The sequence below is a fragment of the Cupriavidus sp. 8B genome, from assembly GCF_054589115.1.
Genome location: NZ_BAAILO010000292.1, coordinates 47,856 through 60,237 on the forward strand (window position 1 = coordinate 47,856; position 12,382 = coordinate 60,237).

The following is a 12,382-nucleotide window of genomic DNA, read 5'->3' on the forward strand; positions in this document are numbered from 1 at the left end:
AGGGAGACAGCCGTCGTCATGGCGCGCGGCTTTAGGCCCGTTCGGCGGCTTCGGCTAATGCTTCAGGTTTGTCAGCAGTCTGAGACGGCGGACCGTCTCCGCCGTCTCAGACTGCTGTGAATCCTCAACCTTCAATCTCCTCAACCTTCAATCCAGGAAGTCGCAGTTCTTCTCGACATAGTCAGCAAGGTCCAGCGAATGCTGGCGCACCAGCTTCTCGGCCAGCTCGGTGTCGCGTTTTTCCAGCGCCTCGATGATGCGCAGGTGATCGACGATGGAGCGCGACGCGCGATCGCTTTGCGAGATCGTCATCTTCCGGATCGCGCGCACATGGACAAAGATGTTCTTGATCGAATCCATGATGACCTGCGAGTTCGACAACTGCACGATCGCCTGGTGGAACGCGATGTTCGCGTCAGAGTATTCCTCGATATGCTCGGCCGGCGTGGCATCGCGGAAGCTGTCGAACATATGGCGCAGCTGCGCGATTTCGTCGTCGCTGGCGTTGAGCGTGGCCAGGCGCGCGGCCATGCTCTCCAGCGCGGCCCACACCTGGATCATCTCAACAATCTCGCGCTTGGTCTTGCGCATGATGTAGATGCCGCGGCGCGGCACCGTGCGCAGGAAACCCTCCTGCTCCAGCAGCGTCATGGCTTCGCGGATGGGCGTGCGGCTCACGCCGAGCGCCTCGCTCAGGACCCGCTCGTCCAGCCGGATTTCCTCGGTCGACTGATAGATGTCGGCGTCGGCAATAGCCTGGCGCAGCATGGCGTACGCCTGGTCGCGCAGGCTGGCGCCGGCGTTGATGGGTTGGAGAGACAGGGTCAGTCCAGCAGGCTGGACCGCGGATTGAGTTTGCGCAGACATGAGTGGGCTCTTGTTGAAACCAGCGCCGCGGCGAACGGGACAGTCGCCTGCGGCTTCCCGCTTAGCTTACCAAAAGCAGCCATTGCATGAGCTGAATGCATAGCAAAATGCACAATTGATATAAATCGGCTGCCAGGGTAACGGTTTTGCGTATATGGTATATCACATGGTGCGCCGCCGTAACCGGCCGGCGCCACCATTTCCTCCCAGCCGGCCCGGCACCCGCGCTCAAGCCGCCTGCGCCATCCGTTCACGCTGCTTGATCAGGCCCAGCACCGCATCCACCATTGGCGTGGGCTGCTCCACCAGCCGGCCCATTTCCTGCACCACCGTCAGCAGGGGGTCGATCTCCATGGCCCGCCCTGCCTCGAGGTCCTGCAGCATGGAGGTCTTGTGCGCCCCCACCGCGCCGGCACCGTCGATGCGACGCTCCACATCCACGCGGAAACGCACGCCAAAGCGCTCCGCGATCGCCTGCGCTTCCAGCATCATCGCGCGCGACAGCCCGCGGGTGGCCGGATCGGCGGTGATGATATCCAGCGTGGCATGCGTGAGCGCGCTGATTGGGTTGAAGCACAGGTTGCCCCACAGCTTGAGCCAGATCTCGTCGCGGATATTGTCGCGGATGGGCGCCTCCAGGCCCCCGGCCACCATCATTTCGCTCAGGTGGCTCACGCGCGCCGACTTGCTGCCGTCGGGCTCGCCCAGCGGGAATTTCTTGCCGTAGACATGGCGGATCACGCCGGGCTCGACGATCTCGGCGGCGGGATAGAGCACGCAGCCGATCGCCCGCTCTGGTCCCAGGCCGCGCCACTGGCGCCCGCCCGGGTCGACGCTTTCCAGCGTGCTGCCCGCGAGCGGGCCGCCGTGCTGGTGGAAGTACCAGTACGGAATGCCGTTGACGCCTGTCACCACTGCCGTCGTGGGACCAAGCAAAGGCTGCATCAGGTCCACCACGCCCGGCACGGAGTGGGCTTTAAGCGTGATGAAGACGTAGTCCTGCGGCCCCAGCGTGGCCGGGTCGTCGGTGCAATTGACCTTGGCTACCCGCTCCTCGCCCTCGCTCAACAGCCGCAGGCCGTTGGCGCGCATGGCGGCAAGATGGGGGCCACGTGCGACCAGGCTGACCTCGGCGCCCGCCAGTGCCAGCTGGACGCCGAGATAGCCGCCGATCGCGCCGGCGCCATAGATACACACTTTCATGATGTCGTCTCCCGGTGGTTTTATGCGTACATGCATTGATATATCACATACTATATTCCACTGAGAAGGAGTACAACCTCAATCTGCCGCCTGCCTAGACTTACGGCATGCCCTATCCAACGCTCCCAAATGAAGAACTGCCCCTTTAGGCCCTTTCCCCGATCGTTTTACGAACTTTCCGATTCTGGCCGCGTCTTTTATGATCTGCCCACTGAGCGCCATCGCGCCAAGGACCTCCTTGCCCTTGATGATGAATCGCCGCACCCTGCTCGTTTCCGCCACTGCCTCCGCCGCCCTGGCGGCCCTCGGCATCACGCCCACAGTGCTGGCTGCCGGCAGGATCAAGCTGAGCGACGCGCGCCCCTTCAGTTTCGATGCCCTGATCGAACGCGCCCGCGGCATAGCGGGCAAGCCTTACGTGCCCCCCGCCACGGCACCCGCCGATATGCTGAACAAGATCGACTACGAAGCCCACGGCAAGATCGGCTTCAAGACCGATGAGGCGCTGTTCGCCGACGGGCCCGGCCAGTTTCCGGTGACGTTCTTCCACCTGGGCAACTTCTTCCGCCAGCCGGTACGCATGCATGTCATCGACAGCGCCAAGGGAATGCCGGTGGCGCGCGAGATCGTGTATGACGGCTCGTACTTCGACATGCCCACCGACAGCCCGGCGCGCAAGCTGCCGCGTGGCAGCGGCTTTGCCGGCTTTCGCTTCCAGGAGAGCCGCCTGGGCGACCAGAAGAAGCTGGACTGGAAGAAGAACGACTGGGTGGCATTCCTGGGCGCCTCGTATTTCCGCACGATCGGCGAGCTCTACCAGTACGGCTTGTCCGCGCGCGGCATTGCCATCGACGTGGCCGAGGCCGGCCGCCCGGAGGAGTTTCCGAACTTCACGCATTTCTACTTCGAGACGCCCACGGGAAACAGCGGCGGCGATGCCGTCACCGTCTATGCCCTGCTCGACGGCCCCAGCGTGGCTGGCGCGTACCGCTTCGTCATGCAGCGCGGCAAGGGCGTGCTGATGGATATCGACTGCGCCTTGTTCCTGCGCAAGGACGTAGCCCGCCTGGGACTCGCGCCGTTGACGTCGATGTGCTGGTTCACCGAAGCCAGCAAAGGCAACGCCGTCGACTGGCGCCCCGAGGTGCACGATTCCGATGGCCTGGCCATCTGGAACGGGGCCGGCGAGCATATCTGGCGCCCGCTCAACAACCCGCCGCGCACCACGGCCTCCAGCTTCGGCGATGACAATCCGCGCGGCTTCGGCCTGCTGCAGCGCGACCGCAACTTCGATCACTATCAGGATGGCGTGCACTACGAACGGCGGCCCAGCCTGTGGGTCGAGCCGCGCGACGGCTGGGGCGCCGGCGCGGTGCAGCTCATCGAGATTCCCACCGACGACGAAATCCACGACAACATCGTTGCCATGTGGGTGCCAAAGGCGCCAGCCAAGGCCGGCAGCGATTTCCGCCTGCGCTACCGGCTGCACTGGCTGGCCGACGAGCCTTATCCAAGCCCGCTGGCGCGTTGCGTCGCCACCCGGCTGGGCAACGGCGGGCAACCCGGACAGCCGCGACCGCAGGGCGTGCGCAAATTCATGGTGGAATTCAAGGGCGGCCCGCTGGAGAAGCTGCCTTTCGGCACCAAACCCGAAGCCGTGCTGACCGCCGCGCGCGGGAGCTTCTCTTATGTGTTTACCGAACCCGTGCCCAATGGCGTGGCCGGGCACTGGCGCGCCCAGTTCGACCTCACGACGGAAGGCAAGGACCCGGTCGACCTGCGCCTGTTCCTGCGCCTTGACGGCAAGCCGCTGTCGGAAACCTGGCTTTACCAGTACCACCCGTTCAACTCGCCGAGCGGTTCTGGTGCGTAGGACCGGATACCCGGCAGGCAGCAGGCGTCACCTCGATTGCGCTTTGCGCCGCCGGTAACCGGCATTGCGCCGGCGTGATGTTGCCGGGCCTGGAGCGGGTATCATGGCGACGCAGGTCAACGCACAACCATGCGCAACAACGAACAACTACAACGGGATCCCACCCGCCCAATGATTTCCGCAGATCCAGCCGGCGCGGCCGGCACCGGTCCCGACGCCTCACTGCCCCGTGCCGAGCGGGCCTACCAGCACCTGCGCAACGCGATCCAGGCAGGGCAACTGCCCTCCGGCACCCGCCTGCGCGAAGTGGAACTCGCCGCCTCGCTGGGGCTGTCGCGCACGCCGGTGCGCGAAGCGTTGTCGCGGCTGGAATCCGAAGGCCTGGTCGTCAACGAGCCCAACCGGGGCATGATGGTGACCCAGCTCGACGCCAGCATGGTGAGCGAGCTCTATGTCATGCGCGAGGTGCTGGAAGGCACCGCCGCCGCGCTCGCCGCGCGCCACGCCACCGATGTGGAAATCTCGCTGCTGCGCGATATCGTCCAGCGCGACCTGGCCATCGCCGACCAGCCCGACAAGCTCGCCGCCAACAACCGGCTCTTCCACGAAACGCTGCACCGCTGCGCGCACAACCGCTACCTGCTCAAGACCTTGCGCTCGCTGCACGAGTCGATGGCGCTGCTGGGCCGCACCACGCTGGCGCTGCCGGGACGCGCCCGGGTCTCCTATGAAGAGCACATCGCACTGGTGGAAGCCCTGGAGCAACGCGATCCCGCGCTGGCCGAGCAAATCACGCGCCGGCACATCCAGCAAGCGTACAAGGCGCGGCTATCGATGTGGATCGAGGAACAGTCCGAGTCCTGAATCCGGAGTCCTGACAAGCGGGCGGCAACCTTCACTCAGGTCGCCGCAACCGCCCGCGCCCCGTGCCACGTACCCAGGCTAAGCACCGCCAGCGCCCCCAGGATCAACGCCACCGCGCCGAATGTCTGCGGCGCGATCTGCTCGCTGCCCAGCCACGCGCCCACTGCCAGCGCCACCGGCGGGTTCACGTAGACATAGCTCGAGGAAACCGTCGGCGAGACGTTTGCCACCAGGTACATATAGGCGGAAAACGCCACCAGCGACCCAGCCACCACCAGGTAGACCCAGGCCCACCACGCCTGGCTGCTGACCGTCCGCGGCCAGGGCTCGCCGAACACAACGGACAATGTCAGCAAGATCGCCCCGCCCAGCAACATCTCCGCGGCAAACGCCACCGCGCCTTGCGGCAAATCCAGCCGCCGCGCGATCTGCGAGCCAAACGACCAGCTGCCGATGGCCACCAGCAAGGCCATGACGCCGGTAGCACTAGCGCGAAACTCCACGCCGCCGGTCAGCACCAGGATGCCCGCGCTGCCCAGTGCAATGGCCAGCACCTCGTACCAGCGCGGCCGCGCGCCGAAGCGGATTCCCCAGAACAAGCCAAAGATCGGCATCGCACCGATCATCACGGTGGTCGCCCCGGAAGAAATGGTCTGCTCCGCCACCGCCGTCAGCCCCATCCCGCCAACCAGCAGGAATGCGGCCAGCACCCCGCAATTGCGCAGCTGGCGCAGCGTCGGCATGGCCGCGCCGCGATAGCGCAGCCACAGCGCCAGCAACAAGCCGGCGCAAAGAAAGCGCGAGCCCATCATCAGGAACGGCGGAAAGCTCTCCAGCGTGAAGCGGATGGCCAGATAAGTCGTGCCCCAGACCAGGTACGTAATCAGCAGGCAGAGCAGCAAGCGGGGGGAGATGGTGGGCAAGGGAAGACCGGGAGGAAGCACGGGGGGCCTCAACCATAGCGTCATCCGACGCGAGCGCAAAAGGAAAATGACTCGCAAGGCTTGTGAAGCGATCTCACAAAGGCGCACTGCGGATGCAGGTGCCCATAAAAAAACCGGCCAAAAAGCGCTGCGCTCCTTGGAGCGACGCGTTGGCCGGTCTTGCCGCGCGAGAGAGATTCGCGCCGGTTTGACGTAGTGCCCGCCTGCCCGCCCTCGCCAGGACGGATGCGCTAGCGCATCGCCGCGATGGGCAGCATGAAAGCCGTCAAACCAAAACTACATACATCAACAACAAACAACAACAGTCAACTACAGCACACTACAGCAGCATTCACTCTTGATTCTTGATGTCGGTGCTCGGGCGATCAGCCGTTTGCGAAGACGATCTTTGCCTTGCGTGCCTGGTTCTGAAGGCGGCTCAGCACGGATTGCACGGCGGCGATGGCGCTCTTCACGTCGTCGACGAAGGCCGGGCTGCGGGGACCAAGTTCGCGTTCGATCAGTTCGCGTTCGAGTTGGTCGGTCATCTTGATGTCGGATTGGGTGTTCATGGCTTTCTTCCTTTCAGGGATAACCCTCATCGGGTTTTCCCTACTATAGCAAAGAAAAATGGCGCATCGCAGCATTAGGTGATACTACGTACCCAGCAGAACAACGAATGCTGAGAAGGCAAACCATAAGATGTCGCAATTGACACTTCATGCCTAACAGAGATGCCTAACAGAGAATTGCGACGCTCCATGCCTTATGCTGGCAGATAAAGGGTATATCAAGTCACTTTATTGATTACCCAATCAATCTCGCGGCACCCGAATCGTCGTGGCACGTCCGGCTGCTGCCGACCCGCACGTGCATTGCGCCAGCCCTTCTACTTCGGTGGGGACGTTTGCGCGCTGCTTGCAGGTGACGGCGCAAGCAGCTCGAGCGTCGACGCGGAAGGCGCCGCCTCCAACATAGCCTGCAGCGTGTCCAGTACATTGGATACGCTATAAGCCGGCTCCCAGAATCGATTGGCAATCTGCAAGTCCATGGCGGCCTCCCACGCCGCCCAGGCTGCGCTGCCATACATGCCAACCAGCGAGAGGCGCTGATGCAAGATCGTGGGCGGGATATGGGGCAGCAGTTCCCCAAGGTGCGCCAGGCAGCGCCGATAACCCTTGTTCCACGTGTCGCCTACCGCCTCCCGGAGTAGGTCGCGATCGGTCAATTGCACACTCGCGATCATGCGAATGTAGGTGTACTGCCCCGTCTGCTGGCCAAGTTCGAGCAGGGGGTACGCCAGCGCCTCGATCAAACCTCGTATCGACAGCGTTTGTGTCGCCTCCATCTGGTCAAGCATCGCCTGGCGCCGGGCATCGATGAGCTGAGCGCCGTCGAGCACCAACTCCTTGAGCAGGTCGCGCCTGGATCCGAAGTGATAGTGCAACGCGGCGTTGTTCCGCTGGCCCGCAGCCGACACGATCTCTTGCACTGTCACGCCGTCAAACCCGCGCAGGGCAAACAGCCGCTGTGCCGCCTGCTTGAGCCGAGCCCGCGTCTCCAAACCGTCAACTCGCAGGGTTTTCACTGATGTCATCTCTAGTTAAGCGATATATATTAATTAAAACATATCACTTACTTATGAGCAAGGAGCGTATCAACATGCGAGTGATCATTGTAGGCGCGGGCATCGGAGGACTTTGTGCGGCGCTGGCGCTGCGGCACCACGGCATAGACGCGGTAGTTCTCGAGCAAGCGGAAAAATTGACGGAGGTAGGCGCCGGCATACAAATAGCAAGCAATGGCGCACTTCTGTTGCGTGAACTGGGCGTTGAGGCAGACCTCGCTGCCGTTGCCACTCAGCCCGATGCATTTGACTACCGCGATCTGGTCACTGGCCGCCGACTGTATTTCGCGCCGCTCGGCCCGGAAGCAGCCAAGCGCTATGGTGCGCCGATGTACAACGTTCATCGTGCCGACCTGATTGACATGCTCGCGCGTGGGTTGCCTGCGAGTGCTATCCGACTCGGTGCCAAGGTAGCCTGGATTGGCCAGACCGCCGATCGGGCGTGGGTGGATCTTGTCGGCGGGGAGCGGGTCGAGGCTGACGTTGTGGTGGGTGCCGATGGCATTCACTCGGCTGTGCGTGCGGCGCTTCGGGGGCCGGAAAAGACTCAGTTCGCCAACATTCTGATGTGGCGCTCGTTGATCCCAGCCCACAAGCTTGCAGGCTTGCCGCTTCCCGTGCGAGGCAACAACTGGTTCGGCCCGGGACGCACCATGATCTCGTATTGGGTGCGCCCGGACCTTTACAGCATTCTCGCATCCGTGCCGTCGGGGGAAGTGCATCGCGAAAGCTGGAGCACCAGCGGCGACGTTGAGGAGCTACGACGCTCATTCCAGGGAGCCGAGCCGACGGTTACCGCATTGCTTGATCAAGTGGAGACCAGCTTTATCACGGCAATGTATTACCGGGATCCGATTGAGCGGTGGAGCACCGGGCGCATCACGCTGCTTGGCGACGCGGCTCATGCCATGGTGCCATTCCTCGCGCAGGGCGCATGCCAATCCATCGAAGACGCCTGGACCCTGGCGGTCACGTTGGCAAGGCAGAGCAATGCGAGTATCGCCGAACGATTGCTCGAGTACGAACGCCGCCGGCAACCACGTACCACACGCGTACAGGCCGGTGCCCGCGCCATTGTGAAAATGGTGCATGAATCCGATCCTGAGCGTGTGCGCGTACGAAATGGTCGCTGGAAAGGGATGGCTCGTATCGATCCCCTTGCCGAGACCTCCTGGGCCTTTGTATGGGGACACGACGAACGCCTGGCAGCTCAGCAAACTCCCGACGAAGTGGTGGGCATCGCCAATGCCCGAGAGGGCAAGCGCATGCAGCGGCCCGAGAGCCAGCAGGCATTCGACATCTGGAAAAGTACATTCACGCCAGAAGACGTGGCTCGCGGCCACGATGGCATGCGCGAGGCTTACGACCGCATGCTGCTGAGCCACTTCCCGGTGCCGCGCGACGTGTCCATAGAGAAAGTCGAACTCCACGGCGTGCAGGCTCTCAGAGTCGACGCCGCTGAAGCTTCAACGGATAACCCCGTCGTGCTGCATTTTCATGGCGGCGCCTATGTGCTCGGTTCGGCGCGCAGTTCGCTGGAATATGCGCATCGGCTTTCCGCAGCAGTCGGCGGGGCCTGCTACACGGTCGAATACCGGCTGGCCCCTGAGCATCCCTATCCTGCCGCCGTCGATGATGCCCTGGACGCCTACCGTGGTCTTCTCGCTACCGGAGTCCCTTCTCGACAGATCATCCTCAGTGGCGAGTCGTCGGGGGGTGGACTGGCGCTGGCCCTGGCCATCGCGATCCGCAGTGCTGGCTTGCCTGCGCCTGCCGGCGTCTTCGCGGTCTGTCCTTTTGCCGACCTGACGTTGAGCGATCCGACTGTCCAGGCCCGCTCCGGCGACGACCCGGCAGCGCACCGGGACTCGTTGAGCCTGCTTGGCGCGTCCTATTTCCAGGGTCACGAGCCGACTGATCCGCTCGTATCCCCGCTGTATGGGGACCTCCACTGCCTTCCTCCACTGTTCCTTGCTGCCACGGAGGGCGAGGTACTCCAAAGCGATACCACGCGATTGGCTGACAAGGCGCGGGCCAGTGGGGTAGACACGACGCTACGCGTAGTCGAGGATTCGGTGCACGTCTTCACGCTGTTCCCGTTCTTGCCCGAGGCCCAGCGGACATTGGCTGAATTTGCCGATTGGAGTCGCGAGCGCATCGGCTGCTCCGCACGGTCTTTGACGCCAGCGTAAAGGACCGCCTCCTTCGACGTTCAAGTCCAGCGCAATTGGCCAGCGACAAACGCGCTGGCAATCAACGTCAGTGATTCAAAGGCTATGGCTCAAGCGAGGACAGGCGCTCTGTGATTTTGCTTAGACAGGCCCCATACGCCTCGCTCTTCGAACGTCGACCCGATGCGCTTCGAACACGCCGTAGCGCAAAAACAAGGCAAATGCCTGGAAAGACGCGCGCCCCGGGAGAGATGCCACCTGGACGCGTGTCTTGACTTCAATATTCAGGCAGATGCCTCAGACTTACTTACCAACGCCAGCAAGTACACCCCACACAGATGCACGCATCCCCGCGATGGGTCAGGCCCACTCCTGGGCGGGGCGCGCCTTTTCAGCGAAGCATGCGGCAAGGAAGTCGAGCAACTCCCTGATCGCAGGCACCATTCCCCTTCTCGACGGGAATACGGCATGCACTACACCGTCCTGTGCTCCCCAATCGGGCAGTAACCGGACAAGCCTCCCATTCGCAATATCTTCGGAAATCAGCATTTCGGGCAGTAACGCAACGCCCACTCCAGCCAGCGCTGCCAAGCGGAGGGTATAGAGATCGTCGGTCTTCAGCCGGGGCGCGTGCATCAACTCGGCTCGCCTGTCGGCGGCATCGCGGAACCGCCATACGTGCCAGTCCCCGGCACTGGCCATCGCGAGCGTTGGCATCCGGCCAACGTCATCAAGTGATTGAGGTTCCCCTAGCGCCTGAACAAGGCTTGGGCTAGCCGCCAGAACCATCCCCGAAGGACAAAGTGTCCGCATTGCAAGATCGGAGTCCTCCAGCGGTGGAACTCGCACCCGGATCGCGATGTCCACCCCTTCCTCAATGACATCCACCCGGCGATTGGTCGCGTCCAGGGCGAGCTGGACTTGTGGCCACGCCTCGAGGTATCGGTTCAGCATTTCCGCGACTCCGCTCTGTAGCACACCTGTCGGGCAGCTTACCCGCACCAATCCCCGAGGTGAGGCTAATGTCCGGGTGATCGCGTCCCTCGCCGCCTGCGCCTCCGCGATTAGCGCAACGCAGTGCCCATGGAACGTCCTGCCAGCCTCAGTCAGCGACAGACTTCGCGTTGTCCGGTTCAGTAACCGAACCCCCAATTCCGCTTCGAGCGCCCCGATACGCCGGCTCAGCTTTGAAGTTTGAAGTCCCAAGGCTTCAGCCGCCGCGGTATAGCTACCGCATTCGACAACCTTCGCAAAGAAATACAAGTTGTTCAGGTCACTGACGGGCGCCACGGCGTGCCTCAATAGCTGCTTGTTGATTGTTCTATTGTAGACAAAGATCATTTCTATCCTGGCACCTTTTTCAGCTTTTGCGCCCAGGGATAACCTACCAATATCGATCGCCTGTTGATTTACGCATTCGAGAGGACAGACAGGCCCCGATGTCTTCTCGCACTGAACTTCTTTTTAGCTATGTAACCAGCGTACAGGAGCCATCATGCTGCAGCTTCGACCGTGGCCATCCCTTGATGGAGCGAATCTGGATTGGCTGAAGGCAAAGCACCACTTTGCCGTGAGTGCCGAAGGCAATCCCCAACATACCGCGCTTGGGGACTTGGTTGTGTGGAACGACGATGAGATCGCACCCGGAACCGGCTTCCCGATGCACGGCCACCGCGACATGGAAATCGTCACCTATGTCAGGGAGGGAGTACTTGAGCATCAAGACACCTTGGGCAGCCGTGGACAGATCACCGCGGGCAACGTGCAGGCCTTCAGCGCGGGTAGAGGGATACGCCATTCGGAATATAACCCCGGCAACTCGCCGCTACGGCTCTTCCAGATCTGGATACGGTCAACTCAGCGCGGGATCGAGCCTAAGTGGGCATCCAAGCCATTTCCAAAGGCAGAACGGGCCGGCCGACTTGTACCATTGGCTAGTGGATTCCCTGACGATGGCGAGGCGGTGCACATCAATGCAAATGCTCGCGTACTAGGCGCCCTGTTGCAGGCCGGGCAAACCATCGCCTACACGATATTGCGGACAAGGTATGCGTATCTTGTCGTTGCGAAAGGTGCCGCCAGGGTAAACGGCATGCACGTCGAGGAGCGCGATGGAATTGCCATCTCGGAGGAGGAGAACATCGAGATCACCGCCACCCAGGATTGCGAATTCATTCTTGTCGATGCAGGTTAAATTCAACTATTTCATAAGAGAGGATTTACCATGCCAACCGTAGAAAGTCTCATCGAGCCATCGTCGCACCACGCACAATGACCCGTGTCTTTCCCAACGATGTTAATCCCAGAGAGGTGCCAGGCCAGGCGGGTCGACTATACGACTGCCTGGTTGGACCAAGGCAAAGATTGCCGCCATCTCATCCGGCGACAGCTCGAAATCAAAAACTGGGGCGTTCTCGCCAAGCCGATCGATTCTGGTAGTGCGAGACAATGCAATCACGCCATCCTGTTGAACCAACCAGCGAAGTACGATCTGCGAGACCCCTCGTTGGTGACGAGCGGCAATCTCCTTGAGCACCGGGTCGGTAAAGACACGACCTATGGCCATCCCGCAATAGGCGGTGACCGCAAGACCCGCGTCGCGTGTAGCCGTAACCAGAACACGCTGATCGAGATAAGGATGGTGTAGCATCATCAGTAGGAGTGGTCGGCTCCCTTCCTTCCCTGCCATCGACCCTGGCGTCCGAACGATTAACCAGCGTCGCCTTCCTCATGGTGGCCGCGCAGAACCACCCACTAGGGAAGTGCTGATCAATGAGGTTTTCGCATGATGTTGCCAACGCCTCTGGCCTCGGATTTTCTCAATGAGGGACAGACGGGCGGATTCGCTGCGGTT

At 62.0% G+C, this 12,382-nt stretch carries 11 protein-coding genes; 4 read left to right on the plus strand and 7 right to left on the minus strand.

Going from position 1 to position 12,382, the window contains the following annotated elements:
- Positions 1 to 147: 147 nt before the first annotated feature.
- A complete protein-coding gene (locus ACYP5B_RS29040; RefSeq protein WP_400101078.1) occupies positions 148 to 867 on the minus strand; it encodes a GntR family transcriptional regulator in 720 nt (239 codons plus the stop codon).
- A gap of 228 nt (positions 868 to 1,095) precedes the next feature.
- Positions 1,096 to 2,070 (minus strand): 2-dehydropantoate 2-reductase, encoded by a 975-nt coding sequence (locus tag ACYP5B_RS29045; RefSeq protein ID WP_459571979.1) that lies wholly within the window; start codon positions 2,068 to 2,070, stop codon positions 1,096 to 1,098.
- Positions 2,071 to 2,317: 247 nt separating this feature from the next.
- Here ACYP5B_RS29045 and ACYP5B_RS29050 point away from each other — a divergent pair, with 247 nt between their 5' ends.
- Together ACYP5B_RS29050 and ACYP5B_RS29055 are read left to right on the plus strand one after the other, a co-directional pair.
- The gene (locus ACYP5B_RS29050; RefSeq protein ID WP_400101084.1) at positions 2,318 to 3,943 is read left to right on the plus strand and encodes an OpgD/OpgG family glucan biosynthesis protein; all 1,626 of its coding nucleotides are present in this window, start codon (positions 2,318 to 2,320) and stop codon (positions 3,941 to 3,943) included.
- Between the two features lie 171 nt (positions 3,944 to 4,114).
- Positions 4,115 to 4,807, plus strand: a complete 693-nt coding sequence (locus ACYP5B_RS29055; protein ID WP_318230943.1) for a GntR family transcriptional regulator — start codon at positions 4,115 to 4,117, stop codon at positions 4,805 to 4,807.
- 35 nt (positions 4,808 to 4,842) lie between these two features.
- Here the strand turns inward: ACYP5B_RS29055 and yedA are convergent, their stop codons facing one another.
- The 3 genes from yedA to ACYP5B_RS29070 all read right to left on the minus strand — a co-directional run bounded on the left by yedA (position 4,843) and on the right by ACYP5B_RS29070 (position 7,318).
- On the minus strand, positions 4,843 to 5,721 hold the full coding sequence (yedA, locus tag ACYP5B_RS29060; RefSeq protein WP_400101082.1) for a drug/metabolite exporter YedA: 879 nt from the start codon (positions 5,719 to 5,721) through the stop codon (positions 4,843 to 4,845).
- A gap of 395 nt (positions 5,722 to 6,116) precedes the next feature.
- Positions 6,117 to 6,302, minus strand: a complete 186-nt coding sequence (locus ACYP5B_RS29065) for a hypothetical protein (RefSeq protein WP_318230942.1) — start codon at positions 6,300 to 6,302, stop codon at positions 6,117 to 6,119.
- A gap of 317 nt (positions 6,303 to 6,619) precedes the next feature.
- Positions 6,620 to 7,318 (minus strand): TetR/AcrR family transcriptional regulator, encoded by a 699-nt coding sequence (locus ACYP5B_RS29070; protein ID WP_400101074.1) that lies wholly within the window; start codon positions 7,316 to 7,318, stop codon positions 6,620 to 6,622.
- 74 nt (positions 7,319 to 7,392) lie between these two features.
- Between ACYP5B_RS29070 and ACYP5B_RS29075 the strand changes: the two genes are divergently transcribed.
- Positions 7,393 to 9,549 carry an alpha/beta hydrolase fold domain-containing protein gene (locus ACYP5B_RS29075; RefSeq protein WP_459571980.1) on the plus strand — a complete coding sequence of 719 codons (2,157 nt, stop codon included), beginning with the start codon at positions 7,393 to 7,395 and terminating at the stop codon, positions 9,547 to 9,549.
- A gap of 339 nt (positions 9,550 to 9,888) precedes the next feature.
- On the opposite strand, the gene ACYP5B_RS29080 is transcribed toward ACYP5B_RS29075, so the two are convergent.
- Positions 9,889 to 10,869 (minus strand): LysR substrate-binding domain-containing protein, encoded by a 981-nt coding sequence (locus tag ACYP5B_RS29080; RefSeq protein ID WP_459571981.1) that lies wholly within the window; start codon positions 10,867 to 10,869, stop codon positions 9,889 to 9,891.
- 154 nt (positions 10,870 to 11,023) lie between these two features.
- Between ACYP5B_RS29080 and ACYP5B_RS29085 the strand changes: the two genes are divergently transcribed.
- Positions 11,024 to 11,722 carry a pirin family protein gene (locus tag ACYP5B_RS29085; RefSeq protein ID WP_459571982.1) on the plus strand — a complete coding sequence of 233 codons (699 nt, stop codon included), beginning with the start codon at positions 11,024 to 11,026 and terminating at the stop codon, positions 11,720 to 11,722.
- Between the two features lie 102 nt (positions 11,723 to 11,824).
- On the opposite strand, the gene ACYP5B_RS29090 is transcribed toward ACYP5B_RS29085, so the two are convergent.
- Positions 11,825 to 12,217, minus strand: a complete 393-nt coding sequence (locus ACYP5B_RS29090) for an aldo/keto reductase (protein ID WP_459571983.1) — start codon at positions 12,215 to 12,217, stop codon at positions 11,825 to 11,827.
- Between the last annotated feature and the right edge of the window lie 165 nt (positions 12,218 to 12,382).

Excerpts from the sequence above, each read along its gene's own strand:
- ACYP5B_RS29040 (WP_400101078.1), bottom strand. The coding sequence starts at position 867 with ATGTCTGCGCAAACTCAATCCGCGGTCCAGCCTGCTGGACTGACCCTG.
- ACYP5B_RS29050 (WP_400101084.1), top strand. The coding sequence starts at position 2,318 with ATGATGAATCGCCGCACCCTGCTCGTTTCCGCCACTGCCTCCGCCGCC.
- ACYP5B_RS29045 (WP_459571979.1), bottom strand. The coding sequence starts at position 2,070 with ATGAAAGTGTGTATCTATGGCGCCGGCGCGATCGGCGGCTATCTCGGC.
- ACYP5B_RS29055 (WP_318230943.1), top strand. The coding sequence starts at position 4,115 with ATGATTTCCGCAGATCCAGCCGGCGCGGCCGGCACCGGTCCCGACGCC.
- ACYP5B_RS29065 (WP_318230942.1), bottom strand. The coding sequence starts at position 6,302 with ATGAACACCCAATCCGACATCAAGATGACCGACCAACTCGAACGCGAA.
- ACYP5B_RS29080 (WP_459571981.1), bottom strand. The coding sequence starts at position 10,869 with ATGATCTTTGTCTACAATAGAACAATCAACAAGCAGCTATTGAGGCAC.
- ACYP5B_RS29085 (WP_459571982.1), top strand. The coding sequence starts at position 11,024 with ATGCTGCAGCTTCGACCGTGGCCATCCCTTGATGGAGCGAATCTGGAT.
- ACYP5B_RS29090 (WP_459571983.1), bottom strand. The coding sequence starts at position 12,217 with ATGGCAGGGAAGGAAGGGAGCCGACCACTCCTACTGATGATGCTACAC.
- ACYP5B_RS29075 (WP_459571980.1), top strand. The coding sequence starts at position 7,393 with ATGCGAGTGATCATTGTAGGCGCGGGCATCGGAGGACTTTGTGCGGCG.